At 63.1% G+C, this 22,350-nt stretch carries 22 protein-coding genes and 1 tRNA gene; 11 read left to right on the forward strand and 12 right to left on the reverse strand.

Annotation, left to right across the window (positions count from 1 at the left end):
• Nucleotides 1–319: 319 nt before the first annotated feature.
• The 3 genes from AB7M33_RS01690 (at nucleotide 320) to AB7M33_RS01700 (ending at nucleotide 4,290) form a co-directional block, all read left to right on the forward strand.
• Nucleotides 320–1,531: an MFS transporter gene (locus AB7M33_RS01690; RefSeq protein ID WP_099453274.1), complete on the forward strand. Its 1,212-nt coding sequence runs from the start codon at nucleotides 320–322 to the stop codon at nucleotides 1,529–1,531.
• A 63-nt stretch (nucleotides 1,532–1,594) separates the two neighbouring features.
• The gene (locus AB7M33_RS01695) at nucleotides 1,595–1,975 is read left to right on the forward strand and encodes a hypothetical protein (protein ID WP_027596030.1); all 381 of its coding nucleotides are present in this window, start codon (nucleotides 1,595–1,597) and stop codon (nucleotides 1,973–1,975) included.
• Between the two features lie 182 nt (nucleotides 1,976–2,157).
• On the forward strand, nucleotides 2,158–4,290 hold the full coding sequence (locus AB7M33_RS01700) for a TonB-dependent siderophore receptor (RefSeq protein WP_454242335.1): 2,133 nt from the start codon (nucleotides 2,158–2,160) through the stop codon (nucleotides 4,288–4,290).
• A gap of 216 nt (nucleotides 4,291–4,506) precedes the next feature.
• On the opposite strand, the gene AB7M33_RS01705 is transcribed toward AB7M33_RS01700, so the two are convergent.
• A tRNA-Ser gene (locus tag AB7M33_RS01705) sits at nucleotides 4,507–4,596 on the reverse strand.
• Nucleotides 4,597–4,795: 199 nt separating this feature from the next.
• Here AB7M33_RS01705 and AB7M33_RS01710 point away from each other — a divergent pair.
• The 3 genes from AB7M33_RS01710 (at nucleotide 4,796) to AB7M33_RS01720 (ending at nucleotide 7,327) form a co-directional block, all read left to right on the forward strand.
• A complete protein-coding gene (locus AB7M33_RS01710; RefSeq protein WP_027596028.1) occupies nucleotides 4,796–5,485 on the forward strand; it encodes a crotonase/enoyl-CoA hydratase family protein in 690 nt (229 codons plus the stop codon).
• Between the two features lie 88 nt (nucleotides 5,486–5,573).
• Nucleotides 5,574–6,293, forward strand: coding sequence for a lysophospholipid acyltransferase family protein (locus AB7M33_RS01715; RefSeq protein ID WP_027596027.1), 720 nt, complete (start codon nucleotides 5,574–5,576; stop codon nucleotides 6,291–6,293).
• Between the two features lie 62 nt (nucleotides 6,294–6,355).
• Nucleotides 6,356–7,327, forward strand: coding sequence for a magnesium and cobalt transport protein CorA (locus AB7M33_RS01720; protein ID WP_027596026.1), 972 nt, complete (start codon nucleotides 6,356–6,358; stop codon nucleotides 7,325–7,327).
• Nucleotides 7,328–7,417: 90 nt separating this feature from the next.
• On the opposite strand, the gene AB7M33_RS01725 is transcribed toward AB7M33_RS01720, so the two are convergent.
• Nucleotides 7,418–8,149: an amidotransferase gene (locus AB7M33_RS01725; protein WP_454242336.1), complete on the reverse strand. Its 732-nt coding sequence runs from the start codon at nucleotides 8,147–8,149 to the stop codon at nucleotides 7,418–7,420.
• A gap of 528 nt (nucleotides 8,150–8,677) precedes the next feature.
• On the opposite strand from AB7M33_RS01725, the gene AB7M33_RS01730 reads away from it, so the two are divergent.
• A complete protein-coding gene (locus tag AB7M33_RS01730) occupies nucleotides 8,678–9,478 on the forward strand; it encodes a c-type cytochrome (protein WP_454242337.1) in 801 nt (266 codons plus the stop codon).
• 92 nt (nucleotides 9,479–9,570) lie between these two features.
• Here AB7M33_RS01730 and AB7M33_RS01735 read toward each other — a convergent pair whose 3' ends face one another.
• From AB7M33_RS01735 to AB7M33_RS01750, 4 genes are all read right to left on the reverse strand, one after another.
• The gene (locus AB7M33_RS01735; RefSeq protein ID WP_027596023.1) at nucleotides 9,571–9,903 is read right to left on the reverse strand and encodes a ribonuclease E inhibitor RraB; all 333 of its coding nucleotides are present in this window, start codon (nucleotides 9,901–9,903) and stop codon (nucleotides 9,571–9,573) included.
• Between the two features lie 183 nt (nucleotides 9,904–10,086).
• Complete coding sequence (locus AB7M33_RS01740) at nucleotides 10,087–10,323, reverse strand: hypothetical protein (protein WP_099428586.1); 237 nt, start codon at nucleotides 10,321–10,323, stop codon at nucleotides 10,087–10,089.
• A 362-nt stretch (nucleotides 10,324–10,685) separates the two neighbouring features.
• The gene (locus AB7M33_RS01745; RefSeq protein WP_265970299.1) at nucleotides 10,686–12,758 is read right to left on the reverse strand and encodes an LTA synthase family protein; all 2,073 of its coding nucleotides are present in this window, start codon (nucleotides 12,756–12,758) and stop codon (nucleotides 10,686–10,688) included.
• Between the two features lie 135 nt (nucleotides 12,759–12,893).
• Nucleotides 12,894–13,085 (reverse strand): PLDc N-terminal domain-containing protein, encoded by a 192-nt coding sequence (locus AB7M33_RS01750; RefSeq protein WP_027596020.1) that lies wholly within the window; start codon nucleotides 13,083–13,085, stop codon nucleotides 12,894–12,896.
• A gap of 126 nt (nucleotides 13,086–13,211) precedes the next feature.
• Between AB7M33_RS01750 and AB7M33_RS01755 the strand changes: the two genes are divergently transcribed.
• A complete protein-coding gene (locus tag AB7M33_RS01755) occupies nucleotides 13,212–14,150 on the forward strand; it encodes a ZIP family metal transporter (RefSeq protein WP_454242338.1) in 939 nt (312 codons plus the stop codon).
• A 76-nt stretch (nucleotides 14,151–14,226) separates the two neighbouring features.
• On the opposite strand, the gene AB7M33_RS01760 is transcribed toward AB7M33_RS01755, so the two are convergent.
• A complete protein-coding gene (locus AB7M33_RS01760) occupies nucleotides 14,227–14,757 on the reverse strand; it encodes a hypothetical protein (RefSeq protein WP_027596018.1) in 531 nt (176 codons plus the stop codon).
• Between the two features lie 60 nt (nucleotides 14,758–14,817).
• Complete coding sequence (locus tag AB7M33_RS01765; protein WP_454242339.1) at nucleotides 14,818–15,345, reverse strand: ankyrin repeat domain-containing protein; 528 nt, start codon at nucleotides 15,343–15,345, stop codon at nucleotides 14,818–14,820.
• A 266-nt stretch (nucleotides 15,346–15,611) separates the two neighbouring features.
• On the opposite strand from AB7M33_RS01765, the gene AB7M33_RS01770 reads away from it, so the two are divergent.
• Nucleotides 15,612–15,884: a DUF3509 domain-containing protein gene (locus AB7M33_RS01770; protein ID WP_027596016.1), complete on the forward strand. Its 273-nt coding sequence runs from the start codon at nucleotides 15,612–15,614 to the stop codon at nucleotides 15,882–15,884.
• 127 nt (nucleotides 15,885–16,011) lie between these two features.
• On the opposite strand, the gene AB7M33_RS01775 is transcribed toward AB7M33_RS01770, so the two are convergent.
• The 3 genes from AB7M33_RS01775 to aroC form a co-directional block, all read right to left on the reverse strand.
• Nucleotides 16,012–16,548, reverse strand: a complete 537-nt coding sequence (locus tag AB7M33_RS01775) for an oxidase (RefSeq protein ID WP_265970331.1) — start codon at nucleotides 16,546–16,548, stop codon at nucleotides 16,012–16,014.
• Nucleotides 16,548–17,702, reverse strand: a complete 1,155-nt coding sequence (locus tag AB7M33_RS01780; protein ID WP_265970332.1) for an MFS transporter — start codon at nucleotides 17,700–17,702, stop codon at nucleotides 16,548–16,550. The genes AB7M33_RS01775 and AB7M33_RS01780 overlap by 1 nt, the downstream gene beginning before the upstream one ends.
• Before the next feature lie 139 nt (nucleotides 17,703–17,841).
• The gene (gene aroC / locus AB7M33_RS01785; RefSeq protein WP_027596013.1) at nucleotides 17,842–18,933 is read right to left on the reverse strand and encodes a chorismate synthase; all 1,092 of its coding nucleotides are present in this window, start codon (nucleotides 18,931–18,933) and stop codon (nucleotides 17,842–17,844) included.
• A 244-nt stretch (nucleotides 18,934–19,177) separates the two neighbouring features.
• Between aroC and AB7M33_RS01790 the strand changes: the two genes are divergently transcribed.
• Entirely contained in the window at nucleotides 19,178–20,140 is a 963-nt protein-coding gene (locus AB7M33_RS01790) for an alpha/beta hydrolase (protein ID WP_027596012.1), read from the forward strand.
• A gap of 192 nt (nucleotides 20,141–20,332) precedes the next feature.
• Entirely contained in the window at nucleotides 20,333–21,121 is a 789-nt protein-coding gene (locus tag AB7M33_RS01795; protein WP_238216110.1) for a hypothetical protein, read from the forward strand.
• Nucleotides 21,122–21,329: 208 nt separating this feature from the next.
• Here the strand turns inward: AB7M33_RS01795 and prmB are convergent, their stop codons facing one another.
• On the reverse strand, nucleotides 21,330–22,238 hold the full coding sequence (prmB, locus tag AB7M33_RS01800) for a 50S ribosomal protein L3 N(5)-glutamine methyltransferase (RefSeq protein ID WP_027596010.1): 909 nt from the start codon (nucleotides 22,236–22,238) through the stop codon (nucleotides 21,330–21,332).
• Nucleotides 22,239–22,350 lie beyond the last annotated feature (112 nt).

The raw sequence follows: 22,350 nt of genomic DNA on the forward strand, positions 1-22,350 counted from the left end.
GTTTTTTTAGCGCCTGGGAGATCGAGCGCCGCCCGCGCGGCGCATCGCGAGCAACGCTCGCTCCTACGTTTGTTTTTGGCCAGTAACGCCTGTGACAGGCGCGCGCGACCGCCTTGTTTGTTCGACGCGATATCGCGTCATGCGCCAGGGCGGTCGCGCGCGAATGCCCCAGGAATATTGGCCCGAAACAAACGTAGGAGCGAGCGTTGCTCGCGATGCGCCGCGCGGGCGGCGCTCGATCTCCCAGGCGCTAAACATCCCCCGCCATACCCTCAACGCCCTAGAATACAGCCCCCTGCCAATGCCCCCCGAGATCCCCATGAACGCCCCCACCCTCAGTCGCGCCCTGATCCTGCTGATGGCCACCGCCACCGGCCTGGCCGTGGCCAGCAACTACTACGCGCAACCGTTGCTGCACAGCATCGCCCTGCAGTTCGGCCTGAGCACCGCCGGCGCCGGCAGCATCGTCATCGCCGCCCAGCTCAGCTATGGCGCCGGCCTGTTGCTGCTGGCGCCCCTGGGCGACCTGTTCGAGCAACGCCGCCTGATCACGGTGATGACCGCCATTTCGACCCTCGGCCTGGTCATCAGCGCCTGCGCACCGAGCCTGCCGTGGTTGCTGCTCGGCACCGCACTGACCGGCCTGTTCTCGGTGGTGGCGCAGATCCTGGTGCCGATGGCGGCGAACCTGAGTGAGCCGCATCAGCGCGGGCGTGCAGTGGGCACACTGATGAGCGGCCTGTTGCTGGGCATTCTGCTGGCCCGTACGGCGGCCGGTTTCATGGCGGAGCTGGGTGGCTGGCGCAGCATCTATGTGCTGGCCGCGGTACTGATGGCCATCACCGCCCTGGCCCTGTACCGCAGCTTGCCGCAGCACCACAGCCATGCCGGCTTGAAGTACCCGGCCTTGATCGGCTCGGTGTTCCGCCTGTTCATCGAAGAGCCCGTGCTGCGCTTGCGCTCACTGCTGGGCTTGCTGGCGTTCAGCCTGTTCGCGCTGTTCTGGACACCGCTGGCCTTCCTGCTGGCGCAAGAGCCCTACCACTACTCGGACGCGGTGATTGGCCTGTTCGGCCTGGCAGGCGCGGCGGGGGCGCTGTCGGCCAACTGGGCCGGGCGCTTGGCCGACCGCGGCAAGGGGGCGTTGGGTACCACGGTCGGGCTGATAGTACTGCTGCTGTCGTGGGTGCCGCTGGGCTTTGCCGAGTACTCGCTGCTGGCGTTGCTGCTGGGGGTATTGATGCTCGACCTGGCCGTGCAGCTGGTACACGTGAGTAACCAGAACGCGGTGATCGCGCTGCGGCCAGAGGCGCGCACACGGCTGAATGCAGGCTATATCACCTGCTACTTCATCGGCGGTGCGCTGGGGTCGTTGCTGGGGACGCAGTTGTTCCAGCGTCAGGGCTGGATGGGCATTGTCGTGGCCGGCTTGGTGATCGGTACACTGGCGCTGCTGGCCTGGGCGCTGGCCGAGCGCAAGCGCATCAGCCGCGACATTGCAACGCACTACCCTCCGTCGCCTGAGCGTTGACTGCCTGCCTCGGGAGGGCTCAAGTAGGCGCTGGACAATGCCCCCTCCCTGAAGGACGACTTTATGACAAGACTCACGGTTCGATCCGGCGATTTCTTGCAAGGTGAAGGCGAGTATCGCAATGGATCGCTCACACTCAAGACCCCGCGCAGCCCCTCTCCTGGCGAGCGGATCTCACTTGCACGCATCAGTGACCTCAAGCTGTCCAGTTTGGAGTCCAGCCGCAGCCTGGGTACCGCCCTTGGCTGGGGTGTAGCTGGGGCCTTGGTGGCCGGGCCGGTGGGGCTGCTGGCCGGGCTCTGGCTCGGTGGCAAGGAAGAAGAAGCCACCTTCCTCGCCACCTTCAAGGACGGACGCAAACTGCTAGCCGTGACCGATGGCAAGACCTGGTCGAAGATCGACGACAGCTGGCGCCAGCACAAGCGCCCGGCCAGCAACGACTGAATATCGCGCGGGCTTGATCGTCCAATGTTGAAGGCGGCTGTTAAGATGCCGCCTTTTTCATGGCCTGTGCCGGCCTCTTCGCGGGGCAAGCCCGCTCCTACAGGATTCTGCGCAACCCTTGTGGGAGCGGGCTTGCCCCGCGAAGAGGCCGGCACTGGTATCGCGTATCCAGGAGCCTCCGCATGCCCCCGCTTCGCCCCCGCCTGCCCCTGAGCTTGCTCAGCCTGGGCCTGGCCCTGCATTGCCCTCATTTGCTTGCCGAAGACAGCATCGTGCTAGACCCGCTGCGGGTCTCCGACAGCTATGGCAACGACGGCTATCAGGTGCGCGAAGCCTCGGTGGGTGGTTTCCAGCCCGCGCCGCTGCTCGACACCCCAGCCTCGGTCAGCGTGTTCAGCCAACAATTGCTGGAGGACCGCCAGGTGCGCAAGCTCAGCGAAGCGCTGCAAAGCGACGCCTCGGTGGGGGAAAGCTATGCACCCATCGGCTATTACGAAAACTTCAACGTGCGCGGCTTCGAGCTGAATGCCGCCAGCAGCTACCGGATCAATGGCCAGACTATCGCCGGCGAGCAGAACGTTGCCCTGGAAAACAAACAGCAAGTGGAGTTGCTCAAGGGCTTGTCCGGGCTGCAAAGCGGCGTTTCGGAACCGGGCGGCCTAATCAATTACGTGACCAAGCGCGCCGAAGACGTGCGCAGCGTGACGGTATCGACCAACGAACAAGGCGAACGTTACCTGGCCACCGACCTGGGCGGCTGGTTCGGCAGCGAGCGGCAGTTCGGCCTGCGCGCCAACCTGGCCCACGAAGACATCCGCAGCTATGTCGACCATGCCGATGGCAAGCGCGACTTCGCCTCGCTGGCCTTCGACTGGCAGATCAACCCGGATGCCACGCTGCAGCTGGACGCCGAGTACCAGCACCGCGAACAACGCTCGGTGCCCGGTTACCAGTTGCTCGGCGGCACCGAGGTGCCACACGGTATCGACCCGCATGATCGCCTGGCCTACCAGCAGTGGGCCAAGCCGGTGCAGAACGATTCGCTGAACCTGGGTGGGCGTTTCGAGTATCGCTTCAACGAGGCTTGGACCGGCACGTTGAGTGCGTCGCGCAGCAAGGTGGTGATCGACGATTACAGTGCGTTTGCCTGGGGCTCGAGCGAGGGGGCGTTTTTCGGCAGCAATGGCGACTACGACATTTATGACTACCGCAGCCCGGATGACACCCGCCGCACCGATGAAGCACAGGCCACGCTCAACGGCCGCTTCGATGCCTTGGGCGTAGGGCACGACCTGACAATCGGCAGCAGCGCGCAACGCCGCACGGTGGATCAACGCCCCTATTACAACGAGTGGCTGGGTACCGGCAATATCTACACCGGTGCGCCAGTACTCGACCCGTCTGACAAGCCGATCGGCGCCAGCGAGCGTCGCCTCGACAGCCGCCAGTACGGCGTGTTCGTGAGTGATCACATCAGCTTCAACGAGCAGTGGCAAACCGTGATCGGCGCTCGCGAAGTGCGCCTGGACGAGCAGACCTGGGACGAGACCGGTGTTGCCGGGCGCCACACTCGCCAGTATCAACTGCTGCCCAATGCTGCGCTCATCTACAAGCCACGCCCAGACACCACGCTGTACGCCAGCTATGCCAAAGGCCTGTCGGCTGGCGGTACCGCACCGTGGTTTACCAGCAACGCGGCTGAAATCCTCGCCCCCACCCTGTCACGCCAGCTGGAGTTGGGCATCAAGCGTGACTGGCAAGGCATCAGCTTCAGTGCCGCACTGTTTCAGATCCGCCAGGCGTATCAATACGCACGGCCCGATGGCCAAGGCACCTTCACCTATGTCCAGCAAGGCCAACAGAAAAACACCGGCCTGGAGCTGGGCGCCAGTGGCTGGGTGACCTCGAACCTGCAAGTGCAGGCGAGTGCCGCAGCCATTCGCGCGCGGGTAAAAAACAGCGGGACCGAGGACTACGAAGGGCATCAGGCGATCAATGTGCCCAAACTGCGTGCGGCGCTGCAGGCCGAATACAGCCTGCCGGTACCTGGCCTGGCGCTGCTGGGCGGTGCGCGCTACAGCGCCAGCAAATATGCCAGCCAGGCGGGTAATGTCGAGGTGGGCGGTTATACCGTGTTCGACGTCGGCAGCCGCTACCGCACCCGCATTGGGGGGTATGACACGGTGCTGCGGTTGACCGTGGACAACGTGTTCGACAAGCGCTACTGGCGCGATGTGGGGGATTACCTGGGGGACAACTACCTGTTCCAGGGTGCGCCGCGTACGGCACGGTTGTCGGCGTCTGTGAGTTTCTGAAACCCAGTGCACTGCCTTTGTGTAGGAGCGGCCTTGCGTCGCGAAAGGGCTGCAAAGCAGCCCCAGCATAAGTGCGGCGACGCTGAAACCTGGGGCTGCTTTGCAGCCCTTTCGCGACGCAAGGCCGCTCCTACAGGGACCGCCATCACCTGACAGGTGGGCAGCCAAAAACAAAAAGCCCCCGAGCTTTTCAGCGCGGGGGCTTTTTGTAGAATGTGGCGGTGAAGAAGGGATTTGAACCCTTGATACGATTTCTCGTATACACACTTTCCAGGCGTGCTCCTTCGACCACTCGGACACTTCACCGTTTTCTCTTCAAGCCTTTCAGCCTGTCGAGGCGCGCTAATTTAGTGGAAGGCCTTTCCTTTGGCAAGCATTTTTTTCAAATTTTTCATGCATTTGCATTTGAGGCCCGGTAAACACTGACCGGCCAGTCAGCCTTGCTGCTTTACCTGGCCCACGGCGCTGGGTAACGTCGTCGCCACGCCAACAAAAGGACTCTGCCATGAGCGAGCTGATTACCTACCACGCCGAAGACGGCATCGCCACCCTGACCCTGAACAACGGCAAGGTCAACGCCATCTCGCCGGATGTCATCACTGCCTTCAACGCAGCCCTCGACCGCGCCGAGCAGGAACGTGCCGTGGTGATCATCACCGGGCAGCCGGGCATTCTGTCTGGCGGCTACGACCTCAAGGTCATGACCAGTGGCCCCAAGGAGGCAATAGGCCTGGTTACCGCCGGCTCCACCCTCGCCCGCCGCCTGCTGTCGCACCCGTTCCCGGTGATCGTCGCCTGCCCCGGTAATGCCGTGGCCAAAGGGGCCTTCCTGCTGCTGTCGGCCGACTACCGCATTGGTGTCGACGGGCCCTACAAGGTCTGCCTGAACGAAGTACAGATCGGCATGACCATGCACCATGCCGGCATCGAACTGGCCCGCGACCGCCTGCGCCGCTCGGCCTTCCACCGCTCGGTGATCAACGCCGAGATCTTCGACCCGCAAGGCGCACTGGACGCCGGCTTCCTCGACAAGGTGGTGCCGGCCGAGCAACTGCACGAGGCGGCCCTGGCTGCGGCCCGTGAACTGAAGAAGCTGAACATGCTGGCGCACAAAAACACCAAGCTGAAGGTGCGCAAGGGCCTGCTGGAGGCTCTGGACAAGGCTATCGAGCTGGATCAGAGCCACATGGGCTAACCCTGCAGGTCGACAGACTCACCCCAGGTTTGCCTCTTTGAGTGCACAGTCGTACACTGGAATGCGACTATCTGGTGTGAGTCATCCCATGCTTTATTCGTTGCGCATGCTCCTGCTGGCCCTGCATTTTCTGGTGGTTGGCGCTGTAGGCCTGATTATCGGCCTGTGCCGCCCCTTCAACCCCGACAACAGCCGGGTATTTGCCCGGCTTTATAGCGTGCCGGCCGCTTGGCTGATGCGCGTCAAGGTCAAGGCCGAAGTCGGCCCATTGTTCGATCACCCGCCCGGTTGCGTCATCATCGCCAACCATCAGTCCAACTTCGACCTGTTCCTCATTGGCCAGGCAGTGCCGCCGCGCACCGTGGCCATTGGCAAGAAAAGCCTGGGTTGGATCCCGTTGTTCGGCCAGCTGTTCTGGCTGGGCGGCAACGTGCTGATCGACCGCAAGAATGCCTACCAGGCGCGCAAGGCGCTGCAAAAGACCACGCGGGTGCTGCAGGACGATACATCGATCTGGATTTTCCCCGAGGGCACCCGCAACCCGGCAGACCACCTGTTGGCGTTCAAGAAAGGCGCCTTTCACATGGCCATCGAAGCCGGTGTGCCGATCGTGCCGGTGTGCGTCAGCCGCTATGCCCGGCGTTTGAACCTGAACAGCTGGCGGCAACGGACAGTGATCGTGCGCTCGCTGCCGCCGATTGCCACGGCGGGCTTGAGCCAGCGCGACATCCCCGCCCTGGTCGAACAGTGCCGCAGCCAGATGCAGCAGTGCATCGACCGCATGGAAGATGAACTCGCACGCCGCTAGGTTGCCCTCTGGGCCCTTACAGCCCAAGCTGTAAGGGTGTTCAATCGAATAAGTGGACAACCATGGGTCGAGTCGTGGCGTCGGCGGTGTACAGCGCCGGCAGAAAGGTCACTAACATCAGCATCGACGAAGGCAGCGAATGGGCGCGCAAGCCCGGCCACTTCGTCTGGATCGGCCTCGAAGAACCCAACGCCGAGGAGTTGGCCAACCTGCAGCGGCAGTTCAACCTGCACGAGCTGGCCATTGAAGACGCGCTGGAAAAGCACAGCCGGCCCAAGCTTGAAACCTTCGGTGATGCGCTGTTCATCGTCACCTATTCGCCGGTGCGTCATGAAGGCAAGCTGGAGTTCATCGAAACCCATATCTTTGCTGGCAATGGCTACATCATTACCTGCCGCAACGGGCACTCGAAATCCTACGCCCTGGTGCGCCAACGCTGCGAGGCACGGCCGCTGCTGCTGGAGCATGGCGAGGATTTCGTGCTGTATGCGCTGCTCGACTTCGTGACCGAGAACTACCAGCCGGTCAGCGAAGCGATCCATGGCGAAATCGAAGAGTTGGAGCAGAGCGTGCTGGGCGGTTCGCTGCAAGAGGATGACATCCGCCGCCTGCACAGCCTGCGGCGCGACATCTTGCGCCTGCGCCGGTACGTGGCGCCGATGCTGGAGGTGAGCGAAGAACTGCAGCGCCTGAGCTTTCCGTTCATCGACAAGAACATGCGACCGTATTTTCGCGATGTGCAGATTCATGTCACGCGGCAGATGGAAGACCTGGTCGGCATTCGCGATATCGCCAGCCAGACCATCGAGATCGGCATGTTGCTGGAGTCGTCGCGCCAGAGCATCGTGCAACGCAAGTTCGCGGCCTGGGCGGCGATTCTGGCCTTCCCTACGGCGATTGCCGGGATTTATGGGATGAACTTTCAGAACATGCCGGAGCTGGCGTGGCAGTACGGGTACTTTGGTGTGCTAGGGGTGATTGGGTTGGGGTGTGCGGGGTTGTATGCCAGCTTCAAGAAGTCGGGTTGGCTTTGAGATGTTGGGGCCGCTGTGCGGCCCATCGCAGGCAAGCCAGCTCCTACAGGTACAGCGCTGATGTTGGGGCCGCTGTGCGGCCCCCGGCCATCACGCCACGCTGTCTTTACTCACCGACTGCCCAATGAACCGCAACATCCACTCGCCCACCAGGTCGCCCTGGTGCTCGGTGGCCAGGCTGGCAATGGCCTTGTGGTACACCTCATCCCCCAACGACGTCTGCCGCGCATCCAGCAACGCCCGGGAGTAGTCATGCACGAACTCCGGGTGCCCTTGGAAGCACAGCACCTGGTCACGAATGTGGTAGGCCGCGTTGGGGCAGAAGTCGCTGGAGGCAATTACGGTCGCGCCTTCCGGCAGCTCGGTGACCTGGTCCTGGTGGCTGATCAGCAGGGTCAGCTCGGAAACCTCCGGGTCCATCCAAGGCGCATGCGCCGCCAGTGAATAACGGTGGATGCCCACACCCCAGCCCTTCTCGGCGCGCTCGGCCTTACCACCCAGGGTCAAGGCCAGCAGTTGATGGCCAAAACACACGCCCAGCAGCTTCTCGCCCCGTGCGTAGAGTTTCAACAAGTAAGCCTTGAGCGTCTGGATCCAGGGATCGGAACCGAACGAATCGGCCTTGCTGCCCGTCACAAGGTAGGCATCGAACATTTCATCGTCGGCGGGATAGTCGCCGTTCATCACGTTGTACACGCGAAACTCGGCGGCGATCGGCTGACGCGAGAACAGCTGCTCGAACATCCTGCCATAGCCGTGGTACTGCGCCGTCAACTCCGGTCGCAGGACATCGGTTTCCAGGATGCAGATGCGTAACGACATAGAAATAGTCCTGAACGACATGGGTGGGAATCTGCTGTAGAGACTGCCGCGAAAGGCACGTACAAGCAAGTAGGCCGCACTGACGAACGGTCATATTTTGCCGGCGTGTCGTTTGCAGTAACGCCACTGTCTAGCGAGAGCATGCCAGCCCGCTGGCCATTGGCCTCATAACCCAATGAAATTAACCAACCTTACAATTAGAACAAAGGGTTCTCAAACATGGATGACGCGCACCCTACTGTTGGTTGTATATCGACTTTCAAGAGGCAAGCAGAACAGGCGTCAACTTACGCCACTGCGATCGACCCGAAACGCGACAGGGAAGCCAACGGGTATTCAGGAATAACAACAAGAAGGCGGTCCGCCATGTTCAGACAATCGAAAATACGCCAAGCAGGGCTCATTCTCTTCGCCACGACTCTATTGCTGATACTGCCGAACCTGACACGTTTGTTCGGCTGACGGTGGCTGTGGCGTCAACAGGCAGCGCGCATGTAACCTGCCGGCCTTGAAGGTCGGAGATTCCCCATGCGCCACTGCCTTGCCCTACTCGCCCTGCTTTTGAGCCTGCCAGTGTCGGCTGCGCAGCTGCACCTTGAGCTGGGCGACACGTCGCGCCAGTGGAGCAGCGCCGAGCTGCTAGCCCACCCGCAGGCGCGCGACATCAGCATCGAGCAGGACGTTTCCTATAAGCGCCCCATGCAGTATCGCGCCGTCCCCTTGGCTGTGCTGCTGAAGGGCGTGGGTGCGAACGACCACCTGCAAGCCGTCGCGCTGGATGGTTTTGCTGCCGAAATGCCTGCCGCGCCGCTGCTGCAGCAAGGGCCGGCGCGTGCCTGGCTGGCCGTCGAAGACCCGGCCAAACCGTGGCCCGCGTTGGGCAAAGGCAAGCCGAGCGCCGGGCCGTTCTACCTGGTCTGGACAGCACCGCAGGCCAGCGGCATCCGCCCGGAGCAGTGGCCGTTCCAGATCGCCAGCATCCGCCGCCTGGCCTCGGTGGAGCAGCGTTTTCCGGCACTGCTGCCAGACCCGAAGCTCTCGGCCAATGACCCGGTGCGCCAGGGGTTTGCGTTGTTCCAGCAGAACTGCCTGGCCTGCCACCGCCTCAATGGCGCGGGTGATGCCCAGTTTGGGCCGGACTTGAACCTGCCGCATAACCCTACCGAGTACTTCCAGCCGGCATTTTTGCGCAAGCTGATCCGTGACCCGCAAAGCCTTCGAACGTGGCCGCAGGCGAAGATGCCGGGGTTTACAGAGGCTGTGTTGAGCGAGCAGGAGCTGGATGCGCTACTGGCTTATCTGGGGCATATGGCGGGGCGTAAGCCCTGAGAGGTTGGGGCCGCTTGGCGGCCCTTCGCGGCACAAGGCCGCTCCTACAGGGAGGTGCATAAGCCTGTGGAGCGGCAGTGGGTGAGTCAGGGTCAGGCGCACAGTCGCTCTTGCTTGACGCCCCATCCTTCGACCTCGCCACCGTACGGTGAAACGAGTTGCTCGAACGTTTCTTCGAAGTCGCCAATCCCTCCATAAGTGGCATACATGACCTTGCTCAGTTCAAGGTGCCAGGCGCCGTCTTTGCGTTCGCGTACCTGGGCGTTGAGGGACTCGCCACGGAATTGCCCGGCTGCCCGTCGCGCGCCGGCTTCATCAGGGAATACTGCGTAGAACTCGATGGGGTGGATGCGGGTGAAGTCAAAACCGCCAGCTTTCATCTGGCGCAGGACATTGCTGCTGATATCGTCGTTCTGGCTGCTCATGAATCGTCCTCCTGCAATGCAATGGATAGACTTTCCGGGCACTACGTACCTGCCGGCGGTGCCGGGCAGATCGAGTTGTATAGAGCTGATGCAAGACGCGAATGTTATGGGTGCCGACCCGCAGAATAGGCCGGCACCTGGGTCCAGCGTAGTGCCTGCGTGGGCACCACGTCAACGCAAGCTTCAGGACGCTTCCTGGATACGGGTGATGGTTACGCCATTTTGCTCTTTGAGCCAGCGCGCCGTGGGGGATGGTGCACGGTCCTGGAAGTCGTTGAGGTCCAATTCATCCATGACCGGAAACAAGTGCGAGCGAATGGCACGGGCCGCGTCTTCTTCGCTGGGGCAATGTTCAGCCCGCAGCCGCAATGACGTCGGTTCGCCTTTCTGGTCGGCAAAGATGACTTCCCACTCTTTCATGGAACGAGCCCTCGATCTGAAGAACGCCGGGTGTGTGGCGCCTGTATAGCTTGACCTTGGGCGGGGGGATTTGTTCAGTTGGCAGGGCTTTGCGGTGGCCCTTGAATTGGTAGGGTTTTGCAGTGGCCCTTCAATTGGCAGGGTTTTGCGGTGGCCCTTGTAGGAGCAGCCTTGTGCTGCGAAGAGGCCAGTGTAAACACCAAAGATCTACGGTGCTTTCACTGGCCTCTTCGCAGCACAAGGCTGCTCCTACAACGGACGCGGCAGCCGGCGATGATAGACGCGGCAGCCGGTGATGACAGGCGCGCGTGCCGGGGACAGCGGACGCGCCTGACGGGGACACTAGGCGCGCCTGCTGGGGGTTACTTCGGCGTGCCGTGCACGACGCCAGCGGTGTTGTCCAAGAGGCTCTTGGTCGCCGTCTGGATGTACGCTTCAAGCTTTTTCAGCATTTCCGGCTGGTCCGGGCTTTCGATCAGCTCGGCCTTGAACTCGCTGCCCAACTGGTAGCGGTACATGCGCGGGCTCATGTCCTTGGACTCGATGAGGATGCGGTCACCCTGCACCAAACCCACGATCTGCTCGCTGCCCGACGGCTTGATCATGCCCACGCCCTGGTCGCCCTCAGGCAGGTTGAGCAGGTCGCGGCCCCAGCACTGATGACGGGTCTGGCCACCCAGACGGCCCATGATGGTCGGCACGATGTCGACCTGGGTACCGACGGTGTGGTCGACCGCACCGAACTTCTCCTGGATGCCCGGGGCAATCAGCAGCAGCGGTACGTTGAAGCGGCCCAGGTCCAGCTCGGTGACCTGCTGGTGGTTGCCGAAGCCGTGGTCGCCGACGATGACGAACAGGGTCTCCTTGAAGTACGGCTCTTTGCGCGCCTTCTCGAAGAACTGGCCCAACGCCCAGTCGGAATAACGCATGGCCGTCAGGTGCTCGTCCAGGCGGCCCTGGCCGGTCACAGGCGCCACTGGCAGGTCCTTGGGCAACGCGTACGGCGTGTGGTTGGACAAGGTCTGCAGCAGCGCATAGATCGGCTTCTTGCCGTCGTGCTTGGCCAGCTCCTCAGCGCCACGGTCGAACATGTCCTGGTCGGACACACCCCAGGTCGGGTCGGAGAACACCGGGTTGACGAAGTCATTGCGGCCAATGAACGTGGTCATGCCTTGGTTGCCGAAGAAACCGGACTGGTTGTCCCAGGCGAAGTCACCGTTGTAGACGTACACGTCGTCGTAATCGCGGGCGCTGAGCAATGCTGGCAAGCCCGACAGCTTGTGCCCGCCTTCCGGGGTCTGCATCAGGTACTCGAAGCCTGGCAGGTTGGGGAAGCAGGCCATGGTGGCGAACATGCCCTGGTGGGTATGGGTGCCGTTGGAGAAGAAGCGGTCGAACAGCAACCCTTCCTTGGCCAGTTTGTCGAAGTACGGGGTGATGTTGTTAGGGCTGCCCAGGGCGCCCACCGAGTGGCCGGCGAAGCTCTCCATGAGGATCACCACGACGTTCTTGATCGGCAGCGTACGGTCGGCCGGTGGCACGAAGTCACGGCGGATCGCAGCTTCGTCGGCGTCGACCAGGGTGTCGTGGGCGGTCAGCAGTTGCTCACGCACGGTCTGCGTAGCCAGCGGCTGGTCCAGCACCGGCTTCCAGATGTTGGCGCGGTCTTCGCCGAAGCGGCTCTTGGCAGCATCGATCAACGTCAGGGTGCCGTTCAGGCCCAGCTGGTTGACGAAGTTGGAGTCAGTGGTGAAGGCATCACCCCAACGCATCGGCGGGCCCTGGCGCAGGGTGCCACGGGCGGCGACCACGGCCACCAGCAGGATCACCATGAACACCGCCAGGCGGTTGTACCACGGCGCTACGCTGCGCTGCGGGGTGGCGCCGGTCGGCTGGCCGCCGCGCGTCATGCGGTCGACGCCCTTGAACAGCAGGCTCAGCAGCCAGGTGCCAATGACCCAGGCCAACAGGTAACGGACCACCGGGAAGCCGTACCAGAGCATGCTCATGACGGTCTTGGGGTCTTCCTTGATGTACTGGAACACCAGGCCGTTGAGGCGCTGGTGGAACTCGCGGTAGAAGTCCATCTCCATCAGGCCGAGGAACATCACCACGCTGGAGGCGAGGGTCAGCCACAGCCGGAACACGCCACGCCGGGCCATGGCCCAAGGGCTGAGAATGGCCAACAGCAGCGGAATGCTGATGTACACCACCACCCGCAGGTCGAAGCGCAACCCGTTCAGGAAGCCTTCGGCGACAGTCGCATAGGGGGTATCGCCGATCATGTCGCTGTTGTAGACCAACAGCGCCAGGCGCACGAGGCTGAGCATCAGCAGGATGACCAGGCCGCTGAGCAGCGTGTAGGCCAGGTGGGATTTCAGGGTCGGCGCGAACGACGCTCGCGCGCCCTGTTTCAAGGCATCCGTGTTAGCCATGAATGGGAAAGTCCTAGGATTGCGGGTTTGCGGAGATGGCGAAGGTTAATACCAACGCAGCATTGTGCGGGTGCGGATTCTGTTTAAACCAATGTGAAAATTTTGTCACGGCCGCATTTCTGCTTATGTCCGCTATCAGATCCGCACATTGCCCCTGGGCCCGGCAATTGCCCAGATCACCAGCCCTATCACCGGCAGCAGCGCGATCAGCAGAATCCACAGCACCTTGATGCCCACTTCGCTGCCACTTTTGATCACATTGAGGATCGCCCAGATATCCAGGGCCAGAATGATCAGGCCAACCAGGCTATTGAATGTAGACCCCATGCCGCTACTCCCTTGCAAAGACGTTGCAGCACAGCATAGCCAGCTATCACGTCGATAGAAGGGAATCCTTGGCCGATCGTGCAGGTCCTTGCTTAGACTGCCTGTATTCATTGATTCGAGGTTCGCATGCCCCCAGCCCATTCCGAAACCGCCACCCCACCCTCGCTGCTGAGCGCCTGGCGGCAACAGGTGCTGACTACCCCCTGGCTCAGCGCCGGCCTGGGGTTGAGCCTGCTGGCGGTGATCGTGCTGCTATCGGCAAGCCTGTGGAACGCGGTCAATGGCGACCATGCCGACAACCTGCACCTGGCGCTGCTGGGCGGTTTGTCCGGCTTTGGCGCCACCGCCCTGGGCGCGGTACTGGCGGTGGTGCTGCGTGATGTGAGTGCGCGCACCCAGGATGTGATGCTCGGCTTTGCCGCCGGCATGATGCTGGCCGCCAGTTCGTTTTCGTTGATTCTGCCGGGCCTGGATGCCGCCCGCGAGATCACCGGCAACGGCCCGGCGGCGGCGTTTACCGTGGTGCTGGGCATGGGCCTTGGGGTACTGCTGATGCTGGGCCTGGACCGCTTCACCCCACACGAGCACGAGAGCACTGGCCCTTGCGGCCCAGAGGCAGAGCGCATCAACCGGGTGTGGCTGTTCGTGTTGGCGATTACCCTGCACAACCTGCCCGAAGGCATGGCGATTGGGGTGAGTTTCGCCAATGGCGACATGAACATCGGCCTGCCGCTGACCAGCGCGATCGCCATCCAGGACATCCCTGAAGGCCTGGCCGTGGCCTTGGCGTTGCGCGCCACGGGGCTGTCGAACATGAAGGCGGCGTTGGTGGCGGTGGGTTCAGGGCTGATGGAGCCGCTGGGTGCGGTGATCGGCCTGGGGATTTCCACCGGTTTTGCCTTGGCTTACCCGATAAGCATGGGGTTGGCGGCGGGGGCGATGATTTTTGTGGTGTCCCACGAGGTGATTCCCGAGACCCATCGCAATGGCCACCAGACGGCGGCGACCCTGGGGTTGATGGGTGGGTTTGGGGTGATGATGTTTCTGGATACGGCGCTGGGCTGAGTTCTTCGACTGCCTGTAGCGGCCTCTTCGCGGGGTAAGTCGGACCGCGAAGAGGCCGGTACAGCCAACCGAAAAATCAGACGTGAACCGCGACCTTCAAAGCCTCCAAAGCCGGCTCGGTCTTGATCCCCACCTCAGCCCCCAGCTCCAGCACCCGTGCCAGGTCATGCTGGCCGACCATCACCATCTGCAATTCATCATCCAGCAACTGGCTGAAGTTCAGCAGCACATAACCCCCCGCCTCCTTGTTCAACGCCCCCATCTGCACCTGGATGCGATTGAGCGCGGTCAGTGGCTCGGTGCGCGCCAGCTGCTTGGGTTTGAGGGTGAACGGCACGCTCTTGTCGAACGAGTCGGCGATGTTCTGGAACAGGTCCTGATAGCTGTCAGCCTGGAACAGCACGGTGTCCGGCAGGCTGCCCAGCACGATCCACTCCCCCAACGGGATGGGGAAAGTGTCGTCGTAGTTGATGTCCGGGTTGGCCGCCAGGAAGGCGACGGGGTCGGCGTAGGCCTGGGCGGCCTCGTCGGCGATGCGCTCGATGTCTTCATCGCGCATGCAACCGGCGCCGATGAGGGTGATGAGTTCGAGCAATTGGTTTTTCATGAAGGGGGGCCTGCGACCGGTGAAAAGTCGCCAAGGATAGCCGCAAACGCCCCCGAACAGTTAGCCGGCCAGCGCCTCCAGGCGCGCCACGGCGTCTGCCGCGCCCATGGTTTGCGCGGCCATCAGCGCGTTGGCGCCGCGGGCATCCTGGTGTGCCGGGTCGGCACCTTGGGCCAGCAAGTAGTCGAGGATCTCGCTGCGGTTGAACATGGCCGCCAGCATCAGCGCGGTGCGCCCGTCCTGCGCGGCGGCATCGACCGGCACCCCATGCTCCAGCAGCAAGCGGATCATGCCCAGATCGCCTTTGAACGCGGCGCCAGCGATTGGCAGTTGTCCATTGTCATTGGCCATCAATGGGTCGGCGCCGTGCTCCAGCAGCACGCGCACCGCGTCATGGTGGCCGTGGTAGCAGGCCAGCATCAACAAGGTGTCGCCCTTGTGGTTGCGCAGGTTGGCAGGCAGGCCACTGGCAAGCAACCGCTCAAGCATCGGGGCGTCACCTTGGCGGGCGCGTTCGAACACCTGCTCGGCGAAGGCCGCGGTTTCGTCATCGGTCATGGCGGCAGGCGAGGGTTGGACGGTGGACATGTTGAACCTCCTGGCAAAAATGGTTGCCCAAGTCTTTGTCAGGCAAGGCCATGCGGTCAAAGGTTCAGATTCTATCGGGCCGATAGCTGGCCGGCAGGCCGTGCAAAATGCACTGTGCAAAATGCACGACCTTGCAGGTTGCACGAAGAGATCCTTACAACAGCATCGTAAGCCATTGAATTTAAAGGATTTTTAACTTAATCAATTTCTGGCACGGTCACTGCAACCATCAACTCACGTCTGCCACACAACAGTCAGGAGTTGATATGGACCTCATCCAGGAAAAGTTCGTCTCGGTGTTTTCGGCCTACCAGGTCGCAACCCAGCCCCGCCCCGATGGTGGTGTCTTGCTCACCCTGCGCGCCGCTGATGGCAAGGTTACCCGCCGCGTGTTGACCTACGGCCAACTGCACAGCGCCGAGCAGCTGTCCTGGGCGATCAGCGCCATCCGTCGCGACCTGGCTGAACAGGCAAGCGAGCTGCCGGTGATTTCGATGCTGCAGAGCCAGCAGCGGTTTGCCTTGCCGACCTATCGTTGATTGCCAGCACCGGCCTTTTCGCGGGCAAGTCGGACCGCCGCACCGCCGCTCCCACAGGAATACCACTGACCTGTAGGAGCGGCGGTGCGGCGGTCCGACTTGCCCCGCGAAGAGGCCCGCCCAAGCATTACAACTCGTCGATCCCTAAAAACGCCCGGGCAGTCTCATCCCCGGTCAACCGCGCCTGCATCCCCTGCTCACTGCCAAATAACCGCAACGCCAGGCAGAACGGCGTCTCGCCCAGCTCTACCCAGCGCCGCGTCCCTGCCGGCACCACCAGCTGATCGCCCTTCTCGCACAGCACCGAATACACGAACTCGCCCAACCGCAAACCCACTTGCGCCCGCCCGCTAACGACCGCGAACACCTCTTCGGCGTCATGCACATGCTCGTCACGTACATCCGCCTGTGCCGGGTCCACCCCGTCACGGTTGAGCAGTGTGAAGGCCGCACTGCCGTGGCCGGTCATCAACTGGTCGAGGTGCTCCCTGCAAGCTGCCATCACCTCGTCCTCTGAACTGCCAGGGCGAACCCGCAGCGCAAGCGGGTGATGGGCAAAACGCACGCCCTGCTCGGCCAGTGTCGCGGCAATGTCGTCGTGGTGGGTCAGCAGCTTGTTCGGCAGGCCTGGGCTGGACGGGTGGAAAACGCTGAGGGTACTCATCAGTGGCGGGTCCTGGTCGATTGCGAACAAAGGGCAATGATAACGGCTGCGGCCAAGGCTGCGGCGCTGGCCATACCAAAGGTGAAGGTCGGCCCCAGCAGTTTCCAGCTGTAGCCCGAGTACAAGGCACCCAGCGCACCGCCGGTGCCAGACAACGCCGCGTACAACGCCTGGCCCTGGCCTTGCTGGCGAGCGCCGAAGCTGGCCTGTACGAAAGCGATGCAGGCGGCATGGAAGCAGCCAAAGGTGGCCGCGTGCATCACCTGGGCCAGCACCAGCACCGCCGGGTCATCGGCCAGGTTGCCGAGCAGCAGCCAGCGCAAAGACGCCAGCAGAAAACTGGCCAACAACACCCGCTGCACGGAAAACCGCGCAAAAATGCGGCTCATGGCCATGAACACCAGCACCTCGGCCACCACCCCCAGTGCCCATAAAAGGCCGATGGCGCTGCGGCTGTAGCCCAGGTGTTCCAGGTGCAGGGTAAGGAAGGTGTAGTACGGCCCATGGCTGAGCTGCATCAGCGCCACGCACGCATAGAACGCGATTACCCCAGGTGCCCGCAGTTGCTGTAAAAAGCCGCCCGCCCCGCTGCGCTCGCCCTGCTCCAGCGGCTGGGCATTGGGCACCCACAAGCTGGCGAGGACGATGCCCGCCATGATCGTCACCAGGGCGACCGGGTAGATGTCCAGGCTGAGCCACTCAAACAAGCGCCCCAAGCCCACCACCGTGAGGATGAAACCGATCGAACCCCACAGGCGGACCTGGCTGTAGCGGGCGGTTTGCCCGTGCAGGTGCGCCAGGGTGATGACTTCGAATTGCGGCAGCACCGCGTGCCAGAAGAACGCGTGCAGGGCCATGACCAGCGCCAGCCAGGCGTAGCTCTTGCCGAAGAAGATCAGGGCGAAGCTGGCCAGCGTGCACAAGGCGCCCAGGCGCACGATCAGCAGGCGTTGGCCGGTGCGATCGCCCAACCAACCCCACAGGTTGGGGGCGACGCAGCGCATCAGCATGGGGATGGCCACCAGCTCGCCGATGCGCGCCGGGGAGAAACCCAAGTGGTCGAAGTACAGCGCCAGGAAGGGGGCTGTGGAGCCCAGCAGGGCGAAGTAGAAGAGGTAGAAGCTGGACAGGCGCCAGTAGGGGATTGGGGGCATGGGGGCTCAGCCAGATTGGTTGTTGCCTGTGCCGGCCTCTTCGCGGGTAAAACCGCTCCCACAGGTTAGGTGCAGGCCCTGAGGGCAGCGCAGTACCTGTGGGAGCGGGTTTACCCGCGAAGAGGCCGGCACTGACGAATCAAAGCTGGCCCAGCACCGGAGTACTGACCTTCACGTCGGCATTCTGTGCGCGGTGGCGCAGCAGGTGGTCCATCAGGGCGATGGCCATCATCGCTTCGGCGATCGGCGTGGCGCGGATGCCGACACAGGGGTCATGACGGCCTTTGGTGATCACGTCCACCGGGTTGCCCTCCACATCGATGGAACGCCCCGGCGTGGTGATGCTGGAGGTCGGCTTCAGCGCCAGGTGCGCAACGATCGGCTGGCCCGAGGAAATCCCCCCCAGGATGCCGCCGGCGTTGTTGCTGAGGAACCCTTCCGGGGTCAGCTCGTCACGGTGCTCGGTACCGCGCTGGGCGACACTGGCAAAGCCAGCGCCAATCTCGACGCCCTTGACTGCGTTGATGCTCATCAGCGCATGGGCCAGTTCCGCGTCGAGGCGGTCGAAGATCGGCTCGCCCAGGCCTGGCATCACGCCTTCGGCCACGACGGTGATTTTCGCCCCGACCGAATCCTGGTCGCGGCGCAGTTGGTCCATGTAGGCCTCGAGTTCCGGCACCTTGTCCGGGTCGGGGCTGAAGAAGGCGTTGTGCTCGACCGACTCCCACGTCTTGAACGGAATCTCGATTGGGCCCAGCTGGCTCATGTAGCCACGCACGGTGATGCCCTGAGTGGCCAGGTACTTCTTGGCGATGGCACCTGCCGCGACACGCATGGCCGTTTCGCGGGCCGAGCTGCGGCCGCCGCCGCGGTAGTCACGCTCACCGTACTTGTGGTGGTAGGTGTAGTCGGCGTGCGCCGGGCGGAACAGGTCCTTGATCGCCGAGTAGTCCTTGGACTTCTGGTCGGTGTTGCGGATCAGCAGGCCGATCGAGCAGCCGGTGGTGCGGCCTTCGAACACACCGGAGAGGATCTCGACCTCGTCCGGCTCCTGGCGCTGGGTGGTGTGCCGGCTGGTGCCAGGCTTGCGCCGATCGAGGTCATGCTGCAGGTCGGCCAGGGAGATCTCCAGGCCCGGCGGGCATCCATCGACAATGGCGACCAACGCCGGGCCATGGCTTTCGCCTGCGGTGGTGACAGTGAACAGCTTGCCGTAGGTATTGCCGGACATGGACGCTCCGCGAGTCTGCCTGAGGTGAACGAAAGCGGCAGTATACGGAAAAATACCGAGGGATTGGTTGTCTGTGCGGGCCTCTTCGCGGGTAAACCCGCTCCCACAGGAATATCACTGCTTTCAGGCTAGGGGTAATCCTGTGGGAGCGGGTTTACCCGCGAAGAGGCCAGCACAGGCAACTACCCACCGAACCTTCCCACAAACATTGGGTCAAACCGACATCTCCCCACCGTAGTACCCCATGATGCCGCGCCTCGTCGCCTTGTTGTTCATGCTCTGTGCTGGCCTCGCCCAGGCCGCCTCCCCCACTGTCTTGCAGCGCCCCATCGACCTCGACACCGGCCAGGGCGTACTGCACGGCAGCCTGCTGCTGCCACAACAGGCCACGCCGCCCCCGGTGGTGTTGATCATCGCGGGCTCCGGCCCCACCGACAGAGACGGCAACAACCCGGCCACGGGGCGTATCGACAACCTCAAGCGGCTGGCTCTGGTGCTGGCCAACGACCACATTGCCAGCGTGCGTTATGACAAGCGCGGCGTGGCCGCGAGCCAGCCGGCCACGCCCGATGAGCGTGACCTCAGCGTCGAGCGCTATGTCGCCGATGTGGTTGCCTGGAGCCACAAGCTCAAGGCCGACCCGCGGTTCGGCCCGCTGATTCTGGTGGGCCACAGCGAAGGCGCGCTGATCGCCAGCCTCGCCGCCGAACAGGCAGGTGCCAGCGCGGTGATCACCTTGGCCGGCGTCGGCCGCCCGTTGGCCGACGTACTGCGCGAGCAGCTGGCCCAGCGCCTGCCGCCCGCCCAATTGGCCCGTGGCAGTGACTTGCTCGACCGCCTGCAGGCTGGGCAGACCAGCCTGGATGTGCCAGCGCCGCTGCGCCAGGTGTTCCGCCCCAGCGTGCAGCCGTACCTGATTTCGCTGTTCCGGCAGAACCCGGCGGCGGCGTTCGCGCAATTGCCGATGCCGGCGCTGATCGTCCAGGGCCGCAACGACGTGCAGGTCGACGTAACGGATGCCGAGCGCCTCAAGGCTGCGAAACCGGATGCGCAACTGGTGCTGATCGATGGCATGAACCACATGCTGCGCATCAGCCCCAAGGCCATGAGCGAACAGCGTGACAGCTACCTCAACCCCGAGCTGCCACTGGCCCGTGAGCTGGGGGAGCGGATCGTTACGTTCATCCAGCATTTGCCATCGGCCTGACCCTCAGGTCTTGGCCGGGGCTGCCGATAGAGTAGATGGCGGCAAGAATTGGGGCCGCTGCGCGGCCCTTTCGCGACACAAGGCCGCTCCTACACTGGCGATCGCGTACGCTTTTGTAGGAGCGGCCTTGTGTCGCGAAAGGGGCACGCAGTGCCCCCTCTGGCTGCCAGTACGCACATAAGGACAGCCCCCATGACAATTGCCCCCGCCGCCCTAGAGCCGGCCGACGAGCCACAACCCCAGGACGGCGCCGCGCTGCCTTGGGCCGACCTTGCCGCCGAACACTTCCAGTTGTTGCGCCTGGCCCCCTTGCCCACCGACCGCGCCACCGGCGCCCGCCCCCTGCGCTTTGTGCAGTTCGGCTACGCCGAGCGCCACGACAAAGCCCACAGCCTGCTGCGCATGGAAATCCAGCTGCCGGGGCAAAAAGTGCGCAAAGAGCAGAACCATTTGGATATCCGCGTCGACCACGCCGAACGCCTGGTGCGCATTGGCAGCGACCAGGGCCTGCAGCTGGAACCCCTGAACCGCGGTATCGGCCGCTTCATGCTGGCCCAGGCCGTGCAATGGTTGCAGCGCAGGTGGTCGCATTACCGGGTCGAAGGCATGGCACTGCCGAGCAAGGATGCCCTGAGCGAGGATTCACGCCTGCGCCGGGACCAGTTCTTGCGCGGGGTGGGTATCGAAGTGGAGTACGAAGACCCTCAGCACCTCAAAGGCCGTACCGTTGAAGCCACGGTGGGCCAGCTGAAAGGCGCCTGGAGCAGCGAGCGTCTGCAGCGGGTGGAGATTCTCGATGCGGCCAACTTGCTGCAGCAGGCCGATCAACAGCTGCAGGAAATGGAAGGCCAACTGCGCGAACGGGATGAGCGGGTGGCCAAGTACCGGCGTGAAGATGGCGGGTTGCGCTTTACCATCACCTGCCTGGTGGCATTTGCGATGTTTCAGGCGGGGCTGCTGATCTGGATTGCTACTCGCTGAGACCGTGGCGCCTGCTTCGCGGGTAAACCCGCTCCCACAGGTGCAGCACTGGCCTTGAGAACGGCACTGTACCTGTGGGAACAACTGCTTGTGTTGCTTGTTCCGGCCACATCGCCGGCAAGCCACACAGGTGCAGCACTGGCCTTGAGAACGGCGCTGAACCTGTGGGAGCCGGCTTGCCGGCGATGGGCTGCAAAGCAGCCCCCACTCAAACCCGAGCTTTGAACAGCTCTTGATGCTGCCGGCACTGCTCGGCTGTCAGCATGAACACCCCATGCCCGCCCCGCTCGAATTCCAGCCAGGCGAAATCCACCTCGGGGTACAGCGACTCGACATGCACCTGGCTGTTGCCCACTTCGACAATCAGCAACCCTTTGTCGGTCAGGTGGTCAGCCGCCTCGGCCAACATCCGCCGCACCAGGTCCAGGCCATCGTTACCGCAGGCCAGGCCCAGCTCAGGCTCGTGGTGATACTCGGCCGGCATGTCACCAAAATCTTCGGCATCGACATACGGCGGGTTGGACAGGATCAGGTCAAAGCGCTGCCCTGGCAGGCCATCGAAACCATCGCCCTGCACGGTGTAGACGCGCATGTCCAGGCCGTGACGCTCGATGTTCTGGTTCGCCACTTCAAGGGCATCGAACGACAGGTCGCCCAGCACCACTTCGGCCTCGGGGAACACTTCGGCCGCGACGATGCCGATGCAACCAGACCCGGTGCACAGGTCCAGAATGCGCGCAGGCTCTGACGCCAGCCACGGCTCGAAACGTTTTTCGATCAGCTCGCCAATCGGCGAACGGGGCACCAGCACGCGCTCGTCGACAATGAACGACATGCCACAGAACCACGCCTCGCCCAGCAGGTAGGCGGTGGGCACGCGTTCTTCGATACGCCGCTTGAGCAGGTGCTGCAGGCGCACGCGTTCGTCGTCCTCGAGCATGCAGTCCAGGTAGCTGTCGGCCACCTCCCATGGCAAGTGCACGGCGCCCAGCACCAGCAGGCGGGCTTCGTCCCAGGCGTTGTCGGCACCGTGGCCGAAGAACAGCTCGCGCTCGTGGAAGCGGCTGACCGCCCAGCGAATGTAGTCGCGCAGCGTGCGCAGACGGGATGTGATCACGGGGGTACTCCTAATTCAGACCGTACAAAAGTCTAACAGCCCAACCCGCACAATTGTTCCTTGGCGTTCCCCAAAGGGTAGCCACAGGCCAGTAACCACGCTGTTTGCGATG

Source organism: Pseudomonas sp. Y3 TE3536 (assembly GCF_053629175.1).